Raw genomic sequence first — 22,529 nt, forward strand, 5'->3', positions numbered from 1 at the left:
TAGCTGGAGGAAATTTGCCAGTTATGCAGGAACAGCGCCATTCCCCAACCAGTCCGGTACATATAGGGGAAGGACGAAAACCAGTAAGCTGGCCAATAAGAGAATTAAAACACTATTGACCTTATGTGCGGGCACAGCAATTCAATACAGTACCGAGATGAAGACTTATTACACCAGGAGGATAAATGAGGGGAAAAGTAAAATGAGTACGCTTAACATCATCAGAAACAAACTTCTCGCAAGGGCTTTTGCTGTTGTCAACCGAAATTCAAACTATGTAGACACCTTAAAATATGCCGCATGAAAAATCTAAAATTCTTCTTGCTTTAACCTTAGAATACGGGGAGGCGGTGACCGAAGTACCCATTAATCAATTCAAATCTATACCAAAGCTAGGGATAAGCCTTGGTTTTTATAGGCTTCATTCGGGTTTGAACCGAATCATAACCGAGTTTCATTCGAGTAGAAGCCAAGCATATTCGAATATGATCCGATTAAAGTGCGGTTAATACACGAATAAACTAAGGCTACTCCCTACTTTGAATTTCAAAAAATTCTAATCCAAAATAAGTTATGGCAAAGTTAATCATGCAAAAATTAGGAAAGTTAAGGGGCTCCATTGGCAATGTGGTTTTTTACCAGCTGAATGGGGAAACTGTAATGAGAAGAAAGCCAGGTCCCCGAAAAACGAAGCCAACTCCAAGGCAACTCTATACACGAAAGGCTTTCAACTTAGGACAGTTATTTTTAAAACCACTAATAAAAGAGCTAAACTTCACCTTCTCCGAATTCATCCGTGGTCCAAAAAGAGGATTTCATTTTGCCTTAAGTACTCTACTCAAAACCGCAATTTCAAATCGCCAAGGTAAACCTGTACTGGACCCGATTTTGGTTCAAATTTCTTCTGGGGAACTGGATCCGTTAACCGATGCCAGTCTTGAAAAAATAGGAGAAACTAAATTTAGATTAAGTTGGAATGCGAATACCTGGATAGGTACGCCTAGAGAGGGAGACCGCTTGTATCTATTGGTCTATTGTCCGGATGAAAAATTGTTTTTTGCAATCCGGGAAGGAGCGTTTAGAAAAAATGAATTACAGGAATTTGATATTCCTTGGCTAGAGAGAGTCAGCAGTAAAACCTATTGCTATGCTGCTTTCTACAAAAAAGTACTGAAAGGGATACGCTTTTCGGATTCGGTGTGTTTGGGAATTGGGGAATAGGGAACGGGGAACGGGGAATAGTTAACAGAAATGGTTCGTGGGGATCAGGATACAGGGGATGGGAAATAAGAATTGGTAGAGGGATTAGGGAACGGGGAACGGGGAATAAGTAACAGGAACTGGTTTGTGGGGATCAGGAAACAGGGGATGGGAAATAGGAATTGGTAGAGGGGATTGGGGAATAGGGAACGGGGAACGGGGAATAGTTAACAGAAATGGTTCGTGGGGATCAGGATACAGGGGATGGGAAATAAGAATTGGTAGAGGGATTAGGGAACGGGGAACGGGGAATAAGTAACAGGAACTGGTTTGTGGGGATCAGGAAACAGGGGATGGGAAATAGGAATTGGTAGAGGGGATTGGGGAATAGGGAACGGGGAACGGGGAATAGTTAACAGAAATGGTTCGTGGGGATCAGGATACAGGGGATGGGAAATAAGAATTGGTAGAGGGATTAGGGAACGGGGAATAGGGATCCGGAAACAGGGAACAGAAAGCGGGCTGGAAAATGTCAGTTAAATGAACTATCCCAGAAATATTAATAACTTAGGTGTCATTCTTTTAATTTTGCTTTTGAAGAAAGGTATCGGATGTAGCCATTTAAAATCTTGATGGACGCTATCACATCAGCTCTTAAACTTTCATACAGCTCATCTGAAATATATTCACAATCTCTGGCCTCCATTAGGTGGTCTAGAACTTCGGCTTGGGAACCACGCGAGTTATAATAAAACTTTCGGCTTTCAAGAAAATGGAATCTCCCCCAACCCTCAGCAATATTTGCGGTGCTTGATCTGGATGCCCTGATCAATTGGGAAGTTAGCTCATACCGCTCCTCTTTTGGAAATGAACTTATGACTTCTTTTCGGATTCTGCGCTTAAGAATATAGGCTGATTGCCAACACTTTAAATCTTCGAATGTTTCTCCAATCATAATTTTACCATTTAAAAATTAAACACCTAAAGATAATCATTTCAATTAAAAATTTCATAGTTTGAAAAAACCCTATCGGCGTCTGATTTCTAATTTAAAAAATTCTCAGTTTTCTTTTCCCTAATTCCCTACTGCTTCCCTTCTCCCTTTTCCCTATTCTCAATTCCCTTTTCCCTATCCTCCATTCTGTCCATTCTCCCCCTCTCTCCTGTTCCCTGTTCTCCTATTCCCTTTTCCCTTTTTTCCCATTCTCCACTCTCCCATTCTCATATTCTCTAAACTCTATTCCCTTTTCCCTATTCCCTCACTCTCTCATTCTCCACTCTCCCATTCTCATATTCTCTATTCTCTAATCCCTGTTCCCTTTTCCCTATTCCCTATTCTCTTTTCCCTGCTCCCTATTCCCTATTCTCTTTTCCCTGTTCCCTATTCCCTATTCCCTCAATCTCTCATTCTTCATTCTCATATACTCTAAACTCTACTCCCTTTTCCCTATTCCCTTTTCCCTATTCCCTATTCCCAATTCCCTACTCCCTATTCCCTATTCCCTATTCCCTACTCCCTATTCCCTATTCCCTCATTCTCCCCTTCTCCAACTACCTAACTCCCAAAACCCCCATCATCTTCTCAAAATTTCCCTCCACTGTATACGCGCGCTCTACCAAAGCTCTGCCGGCCTTGCCCATTTGGCTGCGGAGGGAGGCATCCCGAATCAAACTTTCCAAATAAAAGATCCACTCGGATTCACTCGCTGCCAAAAATCCGTTTTCTCCATGCTTTACCACCTCTTGATTCATCCCAACCGGGGAAGCCAACACCGGAAGCCCACAGGCCATGTACTGAATGAGTTTGTAAGCGCATTTCCCTCGCTCCCACTTATCATCGGGCAAGGGCATAATCCCAATATCCATCTCGGCTATCATCTCTCCTTCTCCCTCTTCGGTCCAGGGAATCAAACGGGTAGAAATTCCCATATCTGGCAATTGGCTTTCTTTTGCATTGATCACGAGCAAGTCAATGGGGTATTTTTCGGCCAACTTTTTAAAAACATCCTTTAGGGTAATCAGGTACTTTAGGGTGGTGGGGGAGCCTATCCAACCTATGCTCAAGCTAGGGGAAGTATTGGCTTTTTTTAGAGGGTATTTACTGAGTTTGATTACGGTAGGCAGGAGCTCCACCCGCTTGGCCCCGGCTTTGAGGGCATAGGATTTTAGATATTCATTTCCTGCAAAAACCAACTTGCTGTAGCGCATGACCTGGGCAATCTTCCCTCCTAGCAGTTGCCGAATAAGCGGTTCAGAATGACTATCGTAATTATGAAATACTGCATCATCGTAATCCACCACATAGCCCTTGCCTAAGCGGGCCAAAATCCACTCGGCAACAGGTGGCAAAAAAGGAAAGAGTTCTTTTTCTAAAAAAACTAAATCATACTTCCAAACACTCAATAACATCCAAAAACGCTTAACATAACAACCCAATACATTCAAAGGATCATGTTGTTTTCCCTTATAAAAACGTGTCAGATAGGCATCATTAAAAAATGAGGAAACCCTTATTTCCTTTACTTCAGCTTTCCAAAGAGGCAGAAACTGATAGGTTCGCAAACGGCTGCTAGCTCCTAGTTTCGGATATTTGGGTAAAAATAATATTTTCAAGGGGGAGAATAAGGGATTATGAGATTAAGAGATTGGGATATTATGGGATAAAGGGATTTAATGGATAAGGGATTGGGGGAATAGGGAACGGGGAACGGGGAACGGGGATTAGGGGGGATGGTCCTGTCCTAGAACATCATAAAAACGAAAGGAAGATTAATAATTTGGGTATTACTCTTTTAATTTAACTTTTGAGGAAAGGTATCGGATGTAGCCATTTAAAATCTTGATGGACGCTATCACATCAGCTCTTAAACTTTCATACAGTTCATCTGAAATATATTCACAATCTCTGGCCTCCATTAGGTGGTCAAGAACTTCGGCTTGGGAACCACGAGAATTATAATAAAATTTTCGGCTTTCAAGAAAATGGAATCTTCCCCAACCCTCAGCAATATTTGCAGTACTTGACCTGGACGCCCGGATCAATTGGGAAGTTAATTCATAGCGCTCCTCTTTTGGAAATAGACCTATGACTTCTTTTCGAATCCTTCGCTTAAGACTATATGCTGATTGCCAACACTTTAAATCCTCGAATGTTTCTCCCATCATAACTTAAGAATTAAAAATATAACCCTTAAAAATAATGATTTGAATTAAACTTTCCATAGTTTGAAAAAACCTTATGAAGGAATACTGATATTAAAGATATTTCCACACTCCTGTTCCCTATTCCCTGTTTCCTTTTCCCTGTTCCCTCAATCTCCATTCTCTATACTCTATTCCTACTCCATATTCTCAATTCCCTTTTCCCTATCCTCCATTCTATCCATTCTCCCCCTCTCTCTCCTGTTCACTGTTCTCCTATTCCCTGTTCCCTATTCCCTTTTCTCCTGTTTCCTGTTCCCTATTCCTCTCAATCTCTTACTCTCACACTCTCCTATTCCCTAATCCTTGACCTCTACGCCCTGTCCGCACCCTGGCCCCTTCGCTAAATTTATCCACTGGATAAATTTTTAACGCTCGGTCCTCCCTGTTCCCTATTCCCTTTTCCCTGTTCCCTTTTCCCTATTCCCTACCCGTTATTCCCCGCATTTTCAATCTCCATTCGTTTCCTCGCCTTAATCTCCTCCCGCTGCCGATAATATCTCATCTTCTCCTTGACCTTCTGAATTCGCATCTGCTTATTATGCGCAATCAGGTAAAAGCAAAAGAGCAAAAAGTAAATCATCGTCATATTTTTCATGCGCATCACTACTCCAAGATTGCTGAGTGCATTCATAAAGGCCAGCGTAACCGGAATAAAGGTGATAATTCCTGCTTTCAGAAATAAGGGCATGTCTCGTATGGCTTCAGGGGTCCAGTTACGGTAAATAAATAGACTCAGCCAGAGATAAACTAGATTCTCTACCGAAGAAAAGAGGGAAACAAAATTATGTGCATCGAAGAATAAGGGTCGGAACATATAAGTAAAAAGTCGCATGGGTAAAGAATAAGACGAAATATCTACTGCAGAACCCACATTTCCTCTACTTAGATTTCCTGCCGTTGTTTCTGAAAGCTGAGTCAAAGTTTCAAGATTCAATTCCTCTATTTTCAAAAATTCTGCAGTGGAGTCCAACAACAAAAAGGTACCTACTCCTGCAGCTATACTCATTAAAACTTTAAATTGGATTTTTATTTCAGACCCTAAAATAATAGCCATTGCCACTCCACCAATTACAGCTTGTCCCATATGAGGTCTTGCCATATAAACAAAGAATAAGGCAATTAGCCCTTGCCACCATCGATCTTTGTACTTCTGCACCGCAAATAAAAACCATGCAATCCCCCAAAAACAGATGGAATCTTTGCCAACTCCCGCTGTCCAGAAATGAAGATTGAGAAAGTAAAATACAGTAGGGAACAGTGGAATACCGAGGATCTCATGATTGGTAGGGAATCGCTCCGCAGTCAAAATAAAAATATAACGTATTCCAATAAAACCCAAGGCTCCAAATAGGATATTCCCGGTGATGTAACTCAATCCTAAAATTTTGCTTGGCACATAACATAACCACAAAATAAACCAAGTAGAGTCCCCAAAATAAGACATCCAAGTGACTTCACCTTTAACAAGCGCTTGCTGCATTCCCAAGCGCCAATACCCCTGAGAATCCCCTCCAAAATTAAGAATGTACCAGGTAAAGAATAGGCTAAAAAAAACATGGTAGGCCAAGAGGTAATGTAAATGCAATTCATACTTTTTAGGTAGCCCAAACCGCTTCGCCATACTCGCATTGGAGTTGACGAGGGCAAGGATGATGGCTAGTATGACAATGATGTCGAGCATTTAAAATTTAGAGATTGGGTTATTAAGTGATTAGAGATTGGAGATTAAGAGATTTGAGAATAGGAGATTGGAGATTAAGGGAGAATCGAGGTCGCTTGAGTAAAGGAATGGACCTTAGTAATGCTTTTTAATAGTTTTAGGATGAGCTTGCTCTGAGGCTAAAGCGTATCAAGGACCGAGATTACAAAGTTGGAAAAATCAGGTTGATTCCTTGTCCTCTTTTCCCTATGCTCTGTTCCCTATTCCCTAATATCCAATTCCCTTCTTTTCCAACAACTCAAGATAAAGTTTCTCGACCTCACGGCAATATCGCTCTGCTGTGTAATTTTCCAAAGCCCGCTGTCTTCCTTTTTCACCCATAATATGACAAAGTTTAGGATTTTGGATTAGATGATTGATTTTTGCAGCGATTTGATCAGGGGAATAAGCGTCTACCAAGAAGCCCGTTTCGCCATCTATGACGATATCCTGCAATCCCCCAACTTGGGTAGCAATCACTGGTAAACCATGGAGCATAGCCTCTGCAGCTACCAAGCCAAAGCCTTCTCTTGCAGAGGGTATCACCAAAACATTCATTAACTCATAAAATGAAGAAGTCTCCGGTTGATAGCCTACAAAAATAAATTGATCGAGAATGTCTAGGCTTTTAGCTAGGCTAATCAGTTCATTTTTGTCTTTACCTTCACCTATAATTAAAACTATTATCTCTTTATTATTTAGTAAAAAAATGGCCTTAATTAAATCTGAAACGCGTTTATGGTCGTCAAAAAGCCTACCTACAAAGCCTATAATAAATTTATCACTTGAAATAGAAAATCCATCTCTTAAGACGAAAACATCCTCTTTAATCGGGTTATGTCTTACCTGTACTCCATTTGGAATTATCCTTATTTTTTCTGGCTTAATCCCTGTTTTTTCTTTTAGATACTTTCCAACATTACTGGAAATAGCCTGTAATGCATCAGCTTGGCTTGACATTATCCTAAGTAGAAAATTAGCCATTTTAGAGCGATTTTGGGGATCTGAGGTTTCTTCAAAAATTGTTAATGGTACATTTCCAAAAAAAGAGCCGATAGCAGCCATGCTCATTCCTTCAAATACAGCCCCATGTAAAATGTGAGGTTGAAAAGATCGGATAATTTTTAATACTTGGCGATATTTTGACCATTCAAAAGGATGTCTAAAAGAGCCAATAGCTGTAATTTCTACTCCTTCTTTTTCCAAAGCCTCGGCTACCGGACCACCTTTCCAAGTACAAATAATATGGTGTTGATATTTGTTCTTATCCAGACCACGAATTAGGGTAAGAATCGTTTGTTCCACACCCCCTGAGGCGATGGTTTCTATGCAGTGTAGGATGCGGATCAAATTTAAGAGAATTGAGATTTAGAGATTAGAGAATTGGAGTTAGGCGCCAATATAAATCTCCATAAGTCTTTGGATATAGTTTTCCACTGAAAACCGCTGAGCTTCTTTTTTTGCCCGCTCTCCCATGGCTTGGCGTTCTTCGGGAGAAAGATCAATGAGTTGCTGCATGGCAAATTGAATCTCGGCTAAATTTAATGGATCGATAAGAATTCCTGATTCAGAATTGCCCAAAATTTCTGCCGCTCCACCTACTTTAGTTACTATACTTGGTAAACCTACTGCCATAGCTTCTGCCAATGCCACAGGAGAACCTTCACTGTATGATGGAAGAAGGAATATATCGGCCTCCTTCATAAAATTCATTGGATTTGATTGAAAACCCCAAAAAATTATATTCTCATTTAAGCCTAAATCATGTGTTTTTTTTTCTAAACTTTCTTTTTCAGGTCCTTCTCCAAGAATCCAAAGTTTTAAAAGGTTATTGTTATAGGAAAGTTTTGAAAAGCAACTTATTACACTTGATAAATTTTTTATCGTAACTAACCTGCTCACAGTAACCATTCGTAATTCTTTAATCTTATTTTTCGATTTTTCTACTACGAGATTCTTTGAAATAGGATTATAAATAACAGTAATTTTCGATTTTGGGACTTCTTTTAATTCGAGAAGTTTAATTTTAACCCTTTCTGCGACACAAATAACCTTTGTAGCCTTTCTGTAAACTTCCCGGAAAAGATATTTCCAATAGGAATGGTGATTGGGTATTCCTATTTCTTCTGCGATTCTAATGGGAACTTTTGCTATATAGCTTCCGATTATCCCGTGGAAATTTGCCTCGGCACCTTGACAGTGAACAACATCTGGTTGAAAATATTGAATTTCCTTCCAAATCAGGTAAATCAATTTAAAATTTGGAATTTTCGAATTAATCCCTAAGATTTTAAGGGAAATTCCAATTTCCTTAAGTCTTTGAGAAGCCCTTCCTCCTCTTTTCAAAACCAAAATATGCAGAAAGACTTCATTATTTAAAGCCGGTAAAGAATTCAACCCCACCTGCTCTACACCTCCAAAATCCATTTCTGAAACGATCCGCAAAACCTTCATTTTAGGTGTAGATATAGCGAAAGCAAAATTTCAAATACTTTCTGAATAGCGTGTAGAGAAATTCAGAACTAAATACTTTATTTAATAAAGGATAAGGGAGATGATAAAAGCCTGAAACCAAAAAATAGGAGTATCCTACATGCTTTAAAATTCTTATAATTTCTAATTTATTTGAATTGTCTCTGAAAAAGATCGGAAGATTAAACAGCACCCATTTTTCCCGAAAAGTATCAAAGCCTTTAAGTTTGCTTTTCTCCAAGATGAGAGGTCCAAATTCTTCTGAAAAAAATATTTTGGGAATTAATGTATAGGAAATAGAATGGCTTTTTTGTACTTCAGAATAGACATCCTCCTGTGAATAATAAACCAAAGGAAGTGGAATAAAAACCGGAGTACCAAAGTCCAAAATGGCTCGAAAAAATAGATCTAGATCCTCGCCTAGGGTCAAGTTCTTATCAAACTGAATTCCTGATTTGAAAATTGATTGATGATAAATCAGGGCAGAAGTAAAAAAAAAAGTATTCCGTATCGCTTCTTGAAAATAGTGATGAAATACTTTAGGACTTGGGTTTTCAACTTTCTCCCATTTTTTTGGTAAATCCATTCTGTAAGAGCTTCCAAAAACTCTTTGTTTAGGATGGGATGATATTACTTGTGCCATGACTTCCAGATACTGAGGATGCCATGCATCATCCGCATCCAAAAAGGCTATCCATGAATACGTTGCCTTTTCAATACCCGTATTTCTGGCACCCGATACTCCTTGGTTTTTTTGATGAATTAATTTAACCCCTTCCCCATATCCCTTCTCTACCAGCTCCTCTCCTCCATCCGTGCTTCCATCATTGACTACTATAATCTCAAAATCCTGAAAGCCTTGATTCAATACAGAATCAATCGCTCGTTGGATATAGGGAGCTTTATTGTATAGGGGGATGATTACGCTAAACAAGTGGATGTTAATTACTAAGGGTTGCTGTGGATCGTCACTGCGAGGACGAGGTACAGCCTGCCCCGAACGAATATCGGGGAGGACGAAGCAGTCTTTTTACTCACTTTGGGAGATTGCTTCGGGGCAGTAAGATTCATTCTATAAACAGAATTCGGTATTTGCCCCTCGCAATGACGTTCATCCCAAAAAACGTTTTAAACGAAGAGCATTTTTGAATCCCAAAAGCTTGGAAAGTAGCTGGAACTTTGGACCGCCGATATAAGTCTTTTCAGCTACTCCTAGATTTTGGATCAGACTTTCTGCTTTAGCGATTAAATCAGGATAGTGAGGAAAAACATCATAGATAAACTTTTGATAGACTTTTTTTAAGGCGATTCTTACCCTTTTCGAGTCTTCGAATTTCAATACCTCCCTTTCATAGCATTGATAAGAATCCAATAGAGACTTTATAGCTTTTGCTGACTTTTGCTGACTGACATTGCCTTCACCCGGGCTTCGGTAATAGACATTCCCCTTCGATTCAAAGAGTACCTTCTCTGCATGCAACAGCACACGAGTAAAAAACTCTCCATCCTGATTAATCGTCATGCTTTCATCCCAAGGTCCTGCTTTCTCAATCAAAGATCGATGGGTCAGGTAAACCCCAGGCTGATTCATCTCCTGATGGTTCCAAAATTGAAGTAACAAATCCAAGCCAAAATTAAAATCCCGAAAAACACCATACGGTATAGGATAAGATTTTTTCGGATTATCTTGAAACATCCTCCACTCACATGAAGCCAATACGGATTCTGATTGGCTTTCCAATAATTTGATCTGACGGTTTATTTTATCGGGAGATAATAGATCATCCGCATCCAAAAACTGAATGTATTCCCCTCTTGCAGCGGCTGTGCCAACATTGGTTGCAACTGAAACACCCTGATTTTCCTGGTCAATCAATTGGATTTTATCTGGATACTTTGCAAAATATTCCTTAAGAATCTCAAAAGAACCATCTGTAGAACCATCATCCACCAAGACTATTTCTAAATTAGGATAAGTCTGACCTAATGCCGATTCTAAAGTCTCTCGGACAAAAGCAGCTTTGTTATAAACCGGAATAACTATGGAAACGATGGGCTTTTTCATTTGCTGTATTTACCAGAACTAAACTGGGATTGAATTATAAAGGGACAATAACTCCTTACAATAATTCTCTTTGGAAAATTTCGCCGCCTGCATTTTTGCGCGTTTTCCCTTTTCCATCCTTTCTGTAAAATCCATTTTCAGGAAATCCAGCATGGAATCTTTGATTTCCGGAAGATAGTATGGGTCGATCAGTATTCCTGAAGCAGAATCACCCAGAATTTCCGACGCCCCTCCTATTTTGGTAACAACAGACGGCAATCCTATATGCATGGCTTCGGCCAATGCCAAAGAAGAACCTTCCGAATACGAGGGCAATACAAATACATCGGCTTGAGATAAATATTCAAATACATCGGACTGATATCCTTCAAAGCTGACATACTCCTCGATTTGATTTTCTCCGACTAAGCATTCAAGGTATTCTCTCTCCTCTCCTTCTCCTACAATCATCAGCTTAGGCCGGAAATCTGTTCCATGGATAATTTCACCCAAGGCAAGAATTACAGACCTGATATTTTTGATGGCCGTCAGACGGGAGACTGTGATAAAGACCAATTGATTGTCTGATGATTCCTTTTTGCTTTTCACTTCCGGCAATTCAACCGGATTGTACAGGACTCTTCCCTTGGATAAGGGTAACTCCCCTATTTGGTTTAGGTGTTGCATGACCGCTTGCGATACACAAATCACCTGATGTGCAAACAGATATGTGAACCTGAAAAGTATCCTATACAAAAAATGATGATTGGGAAATCCGATTTCTTCTCCTATTCTAATTCTTACTCCTGCCATAACTGCCGCCAATAAGCCATGGAAATTGGCTTCTGCCCCGACTGTATGGACTACATTGAATTTTTCCTTTTTGAAATACCGGTACAACTGATAAATCAATCCAATATCAGGGATCTTGGCTGTTTGATTTATTACCCAAACCTGATGTTCACGGGCCTTTAAGTCTTCTGAAACCTTCCCACCTTTTCCTAAAGAAATAAACTGCATTTGTATATCAGGGTATGCTTGAAAACCATGCGCAGCAAGTGCCGCAACCTTTTCCACCCCTCCAAAATTCAGTTCAAAAACTATCCGGGCGATTTTCAAGAACTAATTTTCCTTATTGCAAAACTTGGAGAAATAATCCTTTCCATAGTCAAATAAATAATTTCCCAATTATGCTCATTACAAAACTCATAAATTGCTTCAATCACTCCATACTTCCAAGGCACATCGATTTCCCCCACTATAAAATCATGACCGGCAATAATTCCTCCCTCTTTGATTTTAGGTCTATAATTCTCCAGTTCAAGTTTAGTGATCTTATAGTCATGGACAGTATCAATATATATCCAATCAAAATAATTATCTGGAAACTGATCTACCACCTCAGTGGATAAACCTCTATTGATCACCACTTTTCCTTCCTCAATTTCTGTTTGGAATTTCTGGCTTACCTCATGGAATAGCTGCTCGGGATATCGCTCGCTTTTCCAAACATCGATAAGGTGTAATGTAGCAGGTTGATTGATATCCAAAATCTTCCTGCTGAAGTCACCATGATCCACTCCCAATTCAGCGACCACACCGTTTTGAGGGAGAATAGCCAACAACTGTTCCCTTGTAGCCAATAATTTTCCATTTTTCAAATGATTGTATCCGATTTCGGTAACTGGCATTTCCTCAAACTTAGGCTTGTTGATAAGCCTATGTTTTTGGGTGTAGTAGTTGTGAAACTTTTCCTTTATGGTGTGTAGCAATCCCATATTTTATCTTTTAGTTTCTCCTCCTTTAATCAAATTATAATATTCTTGGACAGCTCCTCTATTTATAGCATGACATACCCTTAAAATGGCTATTGATTCTTTCGGTGAAATAGTGAATAATTTTTTTAAAGCGAAACGGTAACGCCTCAGAATAAAATCCAGAAAGAAACTAAGAAAAGCAGCTTTCTTTCCTTTAAATCTTCTGGTATATGTACCTCCCAAAAGCCTTTGATATTTATTGACCAAATCAGAAGTTTGTTGGCGGGCAGGATGTAGGACCAAAATATTTTCTTTGTAAACTATGGTATATTTTTGGCTGATTTTTCCTGAAAGTTCGGAATCTCCGTTGGATTTCAGTTCTTCATTGAAACATCCAAACTCCTCTAAAACAGATTTATATGAAAACCAATTGGCAGTGATGGCATGCCCTTCCTTGGCATAGATCTCCGTAGTGAATCCAGTATATTTTTCATAAACCTCTGCATCTGTCAAACGATTTGGATTTTTGAAAATTAAAGGAACCGGACCGGTTAAAACCCCGATTTCTTTTTTGAAATCTTGGAGAAAAAGTTCCTGGGCATTCTTTAGCCAATCTTTGTCAGGTATGCAATCAGAATCCGTAAATGCAAAAATTTGTCCTTTGCTTTCCTCTATACCTTTATTTCTTGCCGCGTAGGAACCTGGTTTTTTCTCTTCCAGTATTTGCAATGGATAGGAAACCGAAAAATCGTTTGGCAATACCAAAGGCAATTCAGGGTCATTGTTGACAACGATTACTTCCCAATTTTCCTTTTCTAATGATTGTCTCTCTAAAGATTCTAATAGTCCAAGTAACCTTTCAAAATCTTTATAATAGGGAATTACTATTGAAATAATCACTCTCTTTGTTATTTGAAAAGAAGGGTTTTATGAAAATCAATAAAAACTTTTGTTGCTGAAGGATAGGTTAGCAAACCAATTAAATTTGAAAAGTAATAGCTAAATGATTTCCCCCATTTTTTTTCTTTCATGGCATAATAGAAAAGGTGAAAGCGGATTTGAAAAAGCTGAAGCTTAATACTCTTTCTATCTGGAAAAGCCGAATCCAACAGTTGATAGGTTTTATAGGATAATTCAGATTTCTCAAAACTACTTTTGGAAGACCAAAGTCCTTGAGAATGAATCCTGTAAACCGATGGACCAACCTGTGAATCAAAATAAAAATCTCCAAACTGTAAAAGATAGGCCCACAAAAAAGTATCCCCATTAATCACAACTTTATTAAATTCTTTTGGTAAATTAAATATAAGTGGTTTTCTAAACACAACAGAGGCTGAAGGGATATCAGATTTTGTAAAGATCAATCCTGAAAAATCTAAATTTATTTTCTCTACTTCCTGTATAGATTTTGATAAAATATTTCCTTTTTCATCACATTTGAATCGGTTGTGAAATGACCCAATATACTCCTTATGATTTTCCAAAAAATTGATCTGCTTTTGAAGTTTAAGCGAATCAGTCCAATAATCATCCCCATCGCATATGGCAATATATTCTCCCTGACACTGTTCCAACACCCAAAGGTAGTTCAGTGTGGAACCCAAATTCTTTTCTTGCCTCTTATATTTTATCCAATGACCATGTTCATGTTCTTGAATATACTTTTGTACAATCTCCTCGGTTTTATCCAGAGATTTATCATTGGATATCACCAACTCAATCTCAAAATCAGCTTTTTGATTCAACACACCCTCAATCGCCTCTCCTATATATTTTTCAACATTATAGGCAATCATACAAACACTTAATTTCGGTTGTTTCTGCACCTTACTGGTTTTCGAAATGGTAAAAATCCACCATTGATCCTAAAAAAGCCTCTTTACCGCATTGATTGATCGCCAATTCCCTAATCCGCTCAGGTTTATACCTAGAATAATTCTTTTTCATAGCGATAATGGCCGCTGCCATTGTCTCAGGTTGTTTGACAGGGACCACCAATCCTGTTTCGGGAGTGACACTATCTTCTACCCCCCCATTGGCGGTACTTATGATGGGCAAACCACACATCATTGCTTCCCTCACGGCAATCCCATGGGGTTCCTGAATGCTGGGAGAGACAAATACATGGGCTTGGTTTAGGACGTTGGAAATTTGATCTCTCGGAACAACAGGAAGGAATTCCCCTTTTTCAAAAATTCCCAATTCTTTGCTTTTTCTAACAAAAAGATTTTCCTGAACATTGGAGGATTTTTTATCCCCCCCTTTTCCTATCATGATAAAGCGGATCTCAGGATCGTATTGAAGCACAATTGCCATCGCCTCTATAAAATCTTCTGCACCTTTGATAAAAAGTGAATTAAGAAGTGTAATGACTGTGAATGCTTTCCTTCTTTTACCTAAATCAATCATATATTGAGCCTCATCCACCAAATTCCATATCACTTTGGGATTGCATTGCGGCTGATTCATCATCACTTGCCGGCGCTCATCCCAACTCACCGCAGCAGTTTTCTGGGCTGATTGAAATGCATCCATAATCAAGGTGCCTCGCAATTTGGAATAGTAGTGAAAAACAAAAACCTGATGTTCCATAATCAAAAAGGGAATATTGGTCTCCTGACTAATATGGTGGGCATAAATTCCTGCATCCATTCCACTTTGAGCATGTATCAAATCAGGTACCCAACCTGAAAGGACCAAACTTCTGTAAGCTTTAAGGAAAATCTTTTTTTCCAAATTGATTTGTAGTTGATCTGGGACCCTTCTGTTTGCGGGAATATCAAAGCCATAAGCAGTTGGACCTTGCCGAACCTTGCTAGTTGAAATTGGCCAAGTAGGTTTCAACCGGGATTTAACAAAAACCCAAATCCAAAGTATCAAAGTATAGGATTTTTTCTCCCCATATAGCACTTGAAAATCAAGCCCCTCTTTGCCCTGAAGAAATTGTGCCTGTTCATGAAAAAACGAACCTGTCAAGGGTTGCTTGGGAGTAGGGTACCAAGAAGGGATAATAAGGACCTTTAAATCCGACATTTAATTTTCAAATTCTTCCTTAAACATACCAAATCCAAATCATCTCTAAATAAAAAATAATCATCCTTGAAAATAGAAATTGCACCATCCTGTTGCTCTATGGGTAGATTTTTAAATTCAAATTTTATCATTTTCGCACTGAATTTTTCAAAATCAATGGTTTTGAGAATCTGGAAATCGTAACCTTCCGTATCCAATTGCAAATAGTCTACATTCAAAAATTTCGGATGGGATGCTAACAAATCATCGAAGGTTATTCCTTCAACCTCAATCCTCGCAATCTCATCTAATTTTACATTTAAGTTGGTTAGATGGTTGATATCCACTGACCCAATGCCTGCCGCCCATGCAGGATGATTCTTCAACCCAATATCATTTAATTCAAATAACTCCAATACCCCCTTTTTCTCAAAGATTGCATAAGGAAGCAATTTAATAGAATTGAATTTTCTGTAGTTTAATTTTAGCTTTTCAAAATATCTTGGGGAAGGTTCCAATATCAATCCTTCTGACTTTCTTGTTGTAACTTTCTGATAAAGGTGATCGAAACTGACCCCGTCATTTCCTCCTATTTGTATAAATTTGAGTCTTTTATTTTTGGGAAAATTCGAATTGAAGGTTCTATCAAAGTCAAAAACTATTTTTCGGTTAAAAATCCCCCCTCCAATAATTTTCTTAGTTACAGTTGATTGGATATTGAGGTGAAATAAAATCAACCTATAAAGGAATATATTAATCCGGTGCTTTAATTTCATTTATGGATTAAATAAGCTTCTGAGGGATTCTCGTACCAACTAAACATACTGACAAAAGGAAAACCCGCAACTATTTTGTCATTTTCCACCATTGATTCCTTATGGGTAGCAAGGTCATATTTATCTTTTTTGTATCCGGATTCCAATTTACGCTGAATTCGATAGGCGTAAAACCAAAAGTTCCATGCCAGAACAAAAGGTATTTTCCCGTCGGCCCTACTGGTTTTAGGATAATAGTATTCCTTCAGCACATAGTTGAAAACAGGCATGTCATAATTTTGGGCATCTCCTAAAATCTCAAATACTTGGGTCATTCTGGTAAACAGTTCCAATATTTTTTCTTTCTTTCCGCCTATGGTTCCAGGATTGAAGACAGGGTAATGAAGGAAGCTTACGGGCAAGGATTGATTGAATTTTTTACTGAATTGCCTCAGAGCTATCAAGGTCCAAATCCCATTTTTCCAGGCTCTGCGATTACCTCTTCCCACAAACAACTTATCGGGTGAGGACTGGAATAAAGGCAAAGGATTCTGATTGAAAATAACATCATTGATGTCGGTAGAGAGCATGTAAATATTGTCAGGAAGATGTGGGATAAATTCTTGGTAGATAAAAAACCGTTCATCGTTCAGTGACATTCCGCCCAATTGACACCTGACAAATCTGATTTTTTCGGTTTGGTATTTTTGGATAAAGTCAAGAGACAGCCTATCGTGAAAGACCACCGCCCATAGCCCATAATTTTGGACAGAATTGTACCAGTTTTTGATATAGTCAAAATTGTCCGAATCCTGATATCCTCCCCGCACAGGGTCCTGTTTTGATGAAAAATAGGTGGATAGTACTAAAAGTTCTTCTTTTTCAGATGGTAGGATTTGGGGAAATTCTTTCAGGTCTTGGACTATCCTCATTTTCCTTTATACAACTTATATACAAATCCAAACTTGTCCGCAAGGAAATACTTTACAAAATCCAAAAGAAAAGCATCTTTCCAAATGCTCTGAGGAGAAGCTAAACAGCGTTGAACATATTGTTTCAATGCCATGCTGAAGTTTTTATCATGCAAATAATCCCGTTCCTGTCTCCAACTATGATTCCAAAGATGGACTGATATTGTTTCAGATCGAATATATCCTTTAATATCATTTCCTCTTTTCGCAAAAGGAAGTGGATAAAAATACTCAGGAGAAAAAACTTTGATTCCCTCTTTTTTCAGCCTTGCATTCAGGAAGGTCGGTATATCCATTGGGGCATTATAATCAAATGAAAGTTGCCTATATCCATTTAGAAGTTCTAGAATAAGTGGGTGTTTTGCTTCCGCCCCGATAATAGCTGCATTTAAGCTACCCTCCTTTTGCTCCCCAATAAAAAAATTGTATGAAAGTAAACTATCCACTTTTTGGATCAATAACATATCCGTGTCCAAATATATTCCTCCTTCGCTGTAGAGAACCTGAAAACGGCAAACATCAGAGACAAATGCATATTTCTTTAATCGATAGGCTTCTTTGGTAAATTCAAATGAAGTAACATCAAAATTGTCTTCATTCCAGCATTTAAGGGTATAATCAGGCAGCCATTTTCTCCAGCTTTGGATACAATCCTTTTCCAGTTCGGTCATCTGACCTGCGCCAAACCAACAATAATGAATAATTTTAGGTATCAAATCAACTTAACGGATTTAAGAATCCTGATGCCAAAAATTTTCAAACCTTGAAATTGTCCTTTCAAAAGTCTATGTTTTGCTGCAAAAAAATATAAATCCCAAAATATAGATGAACCAAATGGTAAATTTAATAGCATGTCATTAAAGACATTTTGAAAAAATAATTCAGCTTTCTTGTCAATTTTATTTTTACTGTGAATACTTAAAAAAATTTTCTTAAATGCCGGATATGATTTCTTATACTTTTCACTATAAGAGTTGTTAATAAAGGAGGTAGTTTTGGAGCCCTCATTTATTCTCCAAAAAACAATCGATTTAAGATTAATCCTATAGTTTAGTGACTTTAACAATACTCTTACATGAAATTCCATGTCCTGAACAGCAATTATTTCTTCATCAAACAAATAATCAAATGTGTTCAAGAAGCTTTTCTTGTACAATGCCATAGGAGTTTGAAAAATATTATTGGTGCCTCCAAAGTTTACAAAAAATTTCTTGTCATCATTAGAATCATAAATAGGTATTTTTTCACTTATTGATGACTGAAATTTATAAATATTACTCAGGACATAGTCCAAATTCGGATGTTTTTCAAACGTGGAGATTTTATCAGCAAAGAATTCTTTATTTATTACATCGTCTGAATCCAACCAATTTATAAATTCTCCTTGAGATATTTCATATGCATAATTCCTCGCTGCATTTCCACCCTTTTTCCGATTCTCGGGTCTTTTATAAATTTTGAACCTACTATCCAAACCTGCATATTCCTCCAAAATCCTCCCAGAATCATCTGTACTGTGGTCATCCACAATAATACATTCCCAATGGGTATAGGTCTGTTGTAAGACTGAATCCAGGGTTTCCCTGAGATAAGGGGCTTTGTTGTAGTTGGGGATTAGGATGGAGACGAGTGAATTATGCATCTACGCAATCAAGTATTAATGCATTTATATTTTTAAAATAGTTAGTCGAATTGTGATTTTGTTCGATAGTGGATTTTCCTTTTTTACCGAATATTTCAGCCAATTTCCTATCAACGTGTAATTGAATCATTTTTTCTGCCATTGCTTCAACATCACCTTCTTCGACAATAAAGCCGTTTTGTCCATCAATAACTATTTCAGGAATTCCCGCATGATTTGTACTGATTACTGGTAATCCTGCTGCCATCGCTTCTAAAATTGAAACAGGCGTCCCCTCCTTATCCCCATTTTCAGCTCTCTTACTATGTTGAATAAAACAAAAAGAGTTAGACATCTCATTTTGAATTTCTTTCCGGTTAAATACCCCTGAAAACTCAATATCCTTGATGTGCAAACTTTTAGCTAGATCCCTGCAGATAGATAGCAATGGGCCATCTCCAATAAATTTGAGTTTAAGTTTAGGACACTTTCCCTTTGCAAGCTTATATGCCATCAAAGTCAAATAAGGAGCCTTTTTTTCAACAAATCTGCCTATTGAGAGCAATTGATTGGAGTAATAATCAGGTATAATTTTTAAAAAATTAGAATTAGGTGCATAAATTATCTTTTTAATTTTATTTTCGGGTGCTCCAAGATTGATCAAATCATGCTTCATGGCTTCGGATACAACAATTATCGATTTGGCAATGGTAAACATTTCTTTATAGGCCTCTCTATTATTGGAGATAATTTCCCTAACCGATGCATCAAAACCATGAAAATGAACAATTAAGGGAATTCCAATATTCTTTACAACAGGTGCAACCTTTGCACCAGCAGGGCCATAATTGGCAAAAATCAAATCAATCTTTTTTTTCTTTAAATAGTCACTAAAATAAAGTTGATCAAGAGGTTTTTGCAAAAGACCAAGTCTTCTGAGAATACTGTGATGCAATTTGGGTTTTAAATAATTCGCCAAATCCTGATCTTCGGATTGGTTAGGAAACATACCACCAAAACAATGGAATATTTCGCCGTCTATTCCATTTTTTAAATTTTGAATAAATGTTTCAGAATAAGCTGAAAAAGTCGGAGATGTGAAGCAGATTTTTATTTTTTCCATGCCACTATACCTAAACCTGTAAACATATTATGATCACTGGATGCAGATTTTATATTATCTTTTTTATAGAGCTTTAGGATAAATGGTTTCAAAACAATAAAGAGAAACTTTTGAAATCTTATGGAAAAACCCCTTCTTTTTATCCAAAGTGAAATCAATTGAGCCATAGAAGCATCCCAACCTCCCAAGCAAGTTATTTCTATTTTTGTAAAGCCGGATTGTTCTAGTAAATTTTTAAGTACAAACGGAGTAAATCTGTAAAAATCATGAGGAGATTCATGTGTAGGCCATAAAAATGGAACTGTCAAAATAAGAGGTGAGTCAGGTTTCAATACCCTATTTATTTCTGTTAAAGTCATTAACGGGTCAGGACAATGTTCCAAAACTTCTGTTGCAAAGCCCGAATCATATGATCCATCCTCAAATGGCATTTTCTTCCCATCCCAAAAGTAATCAGGTTTGACACCCTTATTGTATTCCAAAGCCCCAAAAATATCAAGACCCACATACTTGGTAACACTATTGTTGGCTATAATCTCATTTTTATAGGGCATTTCCCCACAACCAATATCGAGCAAATCCCCATAAAAAGCTCCCCATTTGGAACACAAAAATTGATAAATCGACCTTTTTATATAAAAGCGATCAAGATTTTCGAAAGTAAGTTTTTGAGGATTAAAATCAATCATCCCAAGATTTAATCAAAATTCTTCCTGTATAATCAATCCTATGTAGAAATACGGGATTACCTATTTTTGCAAAATATTCATCTACTGCCAATTTACACCCTTTCCAATGCCCATAATCGTCAATAATTAAAACACCTCCCTTTACTAATTTTGGAAAGAGAATTTCAAGCTCAATTTTTGTTGATTCGTACCAATCGGTGTCAAGTCTTAACAATGAAATTTTATCCGGAACTTCCATATTTAATGTTTCTTCAACCGGACCTTTAATAAATTTTATTCGATTTTCTGGATAGGACAAGGTGGATATGTTTTTAACCACTTCCTCAAGATGGCTAACAGCCCAAACATTTGATTTTCTTTCCTTATCTTCATTTAATAGTTTAGAAGCGCTCGTTCCATCAAATTTTTTATCTTCTTGCTTTGGAGCTGTCATTCCCTCAAAAGTATCATAAAGCCAAATATTTCTATTATCAACACATAATTTTTGAAGTTTCAAAATCATGGCCATAATGCTTCCTCCTTTCCAAACTCCACACTCAATAAAATCCCCCTGTATTTTATTGTTATGAAGATATTCTATTGAATTAAATAATGTTAACAACCTTTCTGTTGACGTCATAGTAAAAGGTGTTACCTTATTAATTAAGTCAATAACTTCTTGCTTGACATCTTGTGGAAAACCTGATAATTCAGGTTTTTCTATTTTAATTTTCTTTTTAATCCAATTTCTCAACATACCAATTAAAATCTTCTAAATAAGTACAGGCAAACGGTGCCCAATCAAATTCTCTTTTTATTCCATGCATGTGAACCTCAAAAGAACAAACCTTTTCAAGTGTTTGATACTTCCTTCCTCCCTTACCCTCACCGAGATGTGCAGTTAAAAAATACTTTCCCATATATATTTTTGGATTCTTGATCTTACAAATTGCTTTATAATTGCCATCATCAGTACAAAAAAAATGCTCTGATTGAAATAGCCAACAATGCATTATGGCTCTATTTTTTTCATCAAATAATTGAAATGAAAGAGTGGCATTAGGAATATGTTCAACTGAATTTATCACAAACTCAATTATAAGCTCTTTTCCAAAATTATGAAATCCCATAGGATCAGAAGTATGAATATTAATTTGGCAAATTTTTGAAATATTATCTATTTTAAAGTCCTTATATGAATTTGACAGATGTAAATTGGAGGATAAATATTTTCTCAAAACAAGTTCTGTTTTATCTATAAACTCTACGCTGCCATTGTTTAGTAAAATTGATTTTCTGCATAGGTTTGAAACAGCATCCATATTATGGCTTACAAACAATACTGTTCTTCCCTCTTTTTGACTCACATCCTCCATCTTTCCCAAGCACTTTTGCTGAAATTCATAATCCCCCACAGCCAAGACTTCATCAATAATCAATATTTCAGGTTCCAAATGTGCAGCCACGGAAAATCCCAACCTTACTCTCATTCCAGAAGAATAAAACTTTACAGGAGTATCCACATACTTTTCTACTCCTGAGAAGTCAATAATTTCATCCAGTTTACGGTCTATTTCCTTTTTTGTCATTCCAAGGATGGTGCCGTTCATATAGATATTTTCCCGACCGGTAAGTTCCGGATGGAATCCGGTCCCTACTTCCAGCAAAGCGGCTACCCGGCCATTCATTTCTATCCTGCCGCAGGTGGGTTCAGTGATTTTGGAAAGAATTTTCAACAAGGTTGATTTCCCTGCACCATTCTTACCAATTATCCCAAGTACTTCCCCCTGTTTCACCTCAAAGCTGACATCCTTCAATGCCCAATGGATGGATTCTGATTCCTCTTCAAATCTCCCTAGGCTTTTGATTCGCTTAAAGTTTTCGACAGGAGCTTTAATGTTATTCCATATCTGCTGCGCAAAGGTATCCGCCCTCTTTTCTTGCAAGCCTATGCGGTAGCGCTTGGAGATGTTTTCTACTTTGATAACCGTATCCAAAATTAT

23 protein-coding genes are annotated in these 22,529 nt (G+C 37.7%); 2 read left to right on the plus strand and 21 right to left on the minus strand.

Annotation, left to right across the window (positions count from 1 at the left end):
* Together BLQ57_RS04980 and BLQ57_RS04985 are read left to right on the plus strand one after the other, a co-directional pair.
* On the plus strand, positions 1 to 304 hold a 304-nt coding region (locus BLQ57_RS04980), incomplete at its 5' end, for a transposase (RefSeq protein WP_139162662.1).
* Between the two features lie 269 nt (positions 305 to 573).
* The gene (locus BLQ57_RS04985; RefSeq protein WP_087938337.1) at positions 574 to 1,221 is read left to right on the plus strand and encodes a DUF6266 family protein; all 648 of its coding nucleotides are present in this window, start codon (positions 574 to 576) and stop codon (positions 1,219 to 1,221) included.
* A 553-nt stretch (positions 1,222 to 1,774) separates the two neighbouring features.
* On the opposite strand, the gene BLQ57_RS04990 is transcribed toward BLQ57_RS04985, so the two are convergent.
* From BLQ57_RS04990 to BLQ57_RS05090, 21 genes are all read right to left on the minus strand, one after another.
* On the minus strand, positions 1,775 to 2,155 hold the full coding sequence (locus tag BLQ57_RS04990) for a four helix bundle protein (protein WP_240507749.1): 381 nt from the start codon (positions 2,153 to 2,155) through the stop codon (positions 1,775 to 1,777).
* A 596-nt stretch (positions 2,156 to 2,751) separates the two neighbouring features.
* Positions 2,752 to 3,813, minus strand: coding sequence for a glycosyltransferase family 4 protein (locus tag BLQ57_RS04995; RefSeq protein WP_087938335.1), 1,062 nt, complete (start codon positions 3,811 to 3,813; stop codon positions 2,752 to 2,754).
* A 171-nt stretch (positions 3,814 to 3,984) separates the two neighbouring features.
* Entirely contained in the window at positions 3,985 to 4,365 is a 381-nt protein-coding gene (locus BLQ57_RS05000; RefSeq protein WP_205635611.1) for a four helix bundle protein, read from the minus strand.
* Between the two features lie 463 nt (positions 4,366 to 4,828).
* Positions 4,829 to 6,085 carry a hypothetical protein gene (locus BLQ57_RS05005; protein ID WP_240507748.1) on the minus strand — a complete coding sequence of 419 codons (1,257 nt, stop codon included), beginning with the start codon at positions 6,083 to 6,085 and terminating at the stop codon, positions 4,829 to 4,831.
* 246 nt (positions 6,086 to 6,331) lie between these two features.
* Positions 6,332 to 7,408, minus strand: coding sequence for a glycosyltransferase family 4 protein (locus tag BLQ57_RS05010; RefSeq protein ID WP_240507747.1), 1,077 nt, complete (start codon positions 7,406 to 7,408; stop codon positions 6,332 to 6,334).
* A gap of 84 nt (positions 7,409 to 7,492) precedes the next feature.
* The gene (locus BLQ57_RS05015) at positions 7,493 to 8,557 is read right to left on the minus strand and encodes a glycosyltransferase (RefSeq protein WP_087938332.1); all 1,065 of its coding nucleotides are present in this window, start codon (positions 8,555 to 8,557) and stop codon (positions 7,493 to 7,495) included.
* A 1-nt stretch (position 8,558) separates the two neighbouring features.
* The gene (locus BLQ57_RS05020) at positions 8,559 to 9,509 is read right to left on the minus strand and encodes a glycosyltransferase family 2 protein (RefSeq protein WP_087938331.1); all 951 of its coding nucleotides are present in this window, start codon (positions 9,507 to 9,509) and stop codon (positions 8,559 to 8,561) included.
* 177 nt (positions 9,510 to 9,686) lie between these two features.
* Complete coding sequence (locus BLQ57_RS05025) at positions 9,687 to 10,640, minus strand: glycosyltransferase family 2 protein (RefSeq protein ID WP_087938330.1); 954 nt, start codon at positions 10,638 to 10,640, stop codon at positions 9,687 to 9,689.
* A gap of 18 nt (positions 10,641 to 10,658) precedes the next feature.
* Positions 10,659 to 11,738, minus strand: coding sequence for a glycosyltransferase (locus BLQ57_RS05030; RefSeq protein WP_087938329.1), 1,080 nt, complete (start codon positions 11,736 to 11,738; stop codon positions 10,659 to 10,661).
* On the minus strand, positions 11,735 to 12,397 hold the full coding sequence (locus BLQ57_RS05035; RefSeq protein WP_087938328.1) for a class I SAM-dependent methyltransferase: 663 nt from the start codon (positions 12,395 to 12,397) through the stop codon (positions 11,735 to 11,737). Before BLQ57_RS05035 ends, BLQ57_RS05030 begins: the two co-directional genes overlap by 4 nt.
* A gap of 3 nt (positions 12,398 to 12,400) precedes the next feature.
* Entirely contained in the window at positions 12,401 to 13,276 is an 876-nt protein-coding gene (locus tag BLQ57_RS05040; RefSeq protein WP_240507746.1) for a glycosyltransferase family 2 protein, read from the minus strand.
* An 8-nt stretch (positions 13,277 to 13,284) separates the two neighbouring features.
* Positions 13,285 to 14,202 (minus strand): glycosyltransferase, encoded by a 918-nt coding sequence (locus tag BLQ57_RS05045; protein ID WP_087938327.1) that lies wholly within the window; start codon positions 14,200 to 14,202, stop codon positions 13,285 to 13,287.
* 1 nt (position 14,203) lies between these two features.
* Positions 14,204 to 15,409 carry a glycosyltransferase gene (locus tag BLQ57_RS05050; protein ID WP_087938326.1) on the minus strand — a complete coding sequence of 402 codons (1,206 nt, stop codon included), beginning with the start codon at positions 15,407 to 15,409 and terminating at the stop codon, positions 14,204 to 14,206.
* Complete coding sequence (locus BLQ57_RS05055; RefSeq protein ID WP_087938325.1) at positions 15,397 to 16,164, minus strand: FkbM family methyltransferase; 768 nt, start codon at positions 16,162 to 16,164, stop codon at positions 15,397 to 15,399. Before BLQ57_RS05055 ends, BLQ57_RS05050 begins: the two co-directional genes overlap by 13 nt.
* Entirely contained in the window at positions 16,161 to 17,075 is a 915-nt protein-coding gene (locus tag BLQ57_RS05060; RefSeq protein WP_087938324.1) for a hypothetical protein, read from the minus strand. The genes BLQ57_RS05055 and BLQ57_RS05060 overlap by 4 nt, the downstream gene beginning before the upstream one ends.
* Positions 17,072 to 17,830, minus strand: a complete 759-nt coding sequence (locus BLQ57_RS05065; RefSeq protein WP_087938323.1) for a glycosyltransferase — start codon at positions 17,828 to 17,830, stop codon at positions 17,072 to 17,074. The genes BLQ57_RS05060 and BLQ57_RS05065 overlap by 4 nt, the downstream gene beginning before the upstream one ends.
* Complete coding sequence (locus BLQ57_RS05070) at positions 17,827 to 18,756, minus strand: glycosyltransferase family 2 protein (protein WP_087938322.1); 930 nt, start codon at positions 18,754 to 18,756, stop codon at positions 17,827 to 17,829. Before BLQ57_RS05070 ends, BLQ57_RS05065 begins: the two co-directional genes overlap by 4 nt.
* Positions 18,749 to 19,858, minus strand: coding sequence for a glycosyltransferase (locus BLQ57_RS05075; protein WP_087938321.1), 1,110 nt, complete (start codon positions 19,856 to 19,858; stop codon positions 18,749 to 18,751). The genes BLQ57_RS05070 and BLQ57_RS05075 overlap by 8 nt, the downstream gene beginning before the upstream one ends.
* On the minus strand, positions 19,846 to 20,547 hold the full coding sequence (locus BLQ57_RS05080; protein ID WP_087938320.1) for a class I SAM-dependent methyltransferase: 702 nt from the start codon (positions 20,545 to 20,547) through the stop codon (positions 19,846 to 19,848). Before BLQ57_RS05080 ends, BLQ57_RS05075 begins: the two co-directional genes overlap by 13 nt.
* Complete coding sequence (locus BLQ57_RS05085; protein ID WP_205635610.1) at positions 20,540 to 21,283, minus strand: TylF/MycF/NovP-related O-methyltransferase; 744 nt, start codon at positions 21,281 to 21,283, stop codon at positions 20,540 to 20,542. Before BLQ57_RS05085 ends, BLQ57_RS05080 begins: the two co-directional genes overlap by 8 nt.
* Complete coding sequence (locus tag BLQ57_RS05090) at positions 21,264 to 22,526, minus strand: ABC transporter ATP-binding protein (protein ID WP_087938319.1); 1,263 nt, start codon at positions 22,524 to 22,526, stop codon at positions 21,264 to 21,266. Before BLQ57_RS05090 ends, BLQ57_RS05085 begins: the two co-directional genes overlap by 20 nt.
* Positions 22,527 to 22,529 lie beyond the last annotated feature (3 nt).

Origin of the sequence: Algoriphagus faecimaris (assembly GCF_900101705.1) — a bacterium.
In the GTDB taxonomy this organism is placed as follows: Bacteria; Bacteroidota; Bacteroidia; order Cytophagales; family Cyclobacteriaceae; genus Algoriphagus; species Algoriphagus faecimaris.

What these genes read in the sequence shown, in the direction of transcription:
- BLQ57_RS04985 (WP_087938337.1), top strand. Translation starts at nt 574, where the DNA reads ATGGCAAAGTTAATCATGCAAAAATTAGGAAAGTTAAGGGGCTCCATT.
- BLQ57_RS05050 (WP_087938326.1), bottom strand. Translation starts at nt 15,409, where the DNA reads ATGTCGGATTTAAAGGTCCTTATTATCCCTTCTTGGTACCCTACTCCC.
- BLQ57_RS05055 (WP_087938325.1), bottom strand. Translation starts at nt 16,164, where the DNA reads ATGAAATTAAAGCACCGGATTAATATATTCCTTTATAGGTTGATTTTA.
- BLQ57_RS05015 (WP_087938332.1), bottom strand. Translation starts at nt 8,557, where the DNA reads ATGAAGGTTTTGCGGATCGTTTCAGAAATGGATTTTGGAGGTGTAGAG.
- BLQ57_RS05025 (WP_087938330.1), bottom strand. Translation starts at nt 10,640, where the DNA reads ATGAAAAAGCCCATCGTTTCCATAGTTATTCCGGTTTATAACAAAGCT.
- BLQ57_RS05070 (WP_087938322.1), bottom strand. Translation starts at nt 18,756, where the DNA reads ATGCATAATTCACTCGTCTCCATCCTAATCCCCAACTACAACAAAGCC.
- BLQ57_RS05005 (WP_240507748.1), bottom strand. Translation starts at nt 6,085, where the DNA reads ATGCTCGACATCATTGTCATACTAGCCATCATCCTTGCCCTCGTCAAC.
- BLQ57_RS05075 (WP_087938321.1), bottom strand. Translation starts at nt 19,858, where the DNA reads ATGGAAAAAATAAAAATCTGCTTCACATCTCCGACTTTTTCAGCTTAT.
- BLQ57_RS05035 (WP_087938328.1), bottom strand. Translation starts at nt 12,397, where the DNA reads ATGGGATTGCTACACACCATAAAGGAAAAGTTTCACAACTACTACACC.
- BLQ57_RS05000 (WP_205635611.1), bottom strand. Translation starts at nt 4,365, where the DNA reads ATGATGGGAGAAACATTCGAGGATTTAAAGTGTTGGCAATCAGCATAT.
- BLQ57_RS05085 (WP_205635610.1), bottom strand. Translation starts at nt 21,283, where the DNA reads ATGTTGAGAAATTGGATTAAAAAGAAAATTAAAATAGAAAAACCTGAA.
- BLQ57_RS05080 (WP_087938320.1), bottom strand. Translation starts at nt 20,547, where the DNA reads ATGATTGATTTTAATCCTCAAAAACTTACTTTCGAAAATCTTGATCGC.
- BLQ57_RS05060 (WP_087938324.1), bottom strand. Translation starts at nt 17,075, where the DNA reads ATGAGGATAGTCCAAGACCTGAAAGAATTTCCCCAAATCCTACCATCT.
- BLQ57_RS04990 (WP_240507749.1), bottom strand. Translation starts at nt 2,155, where the DNA reads ATGATTGGAGAAACATTCGAAGATTTAAAGTGTTGGCAATCAGCCTAT.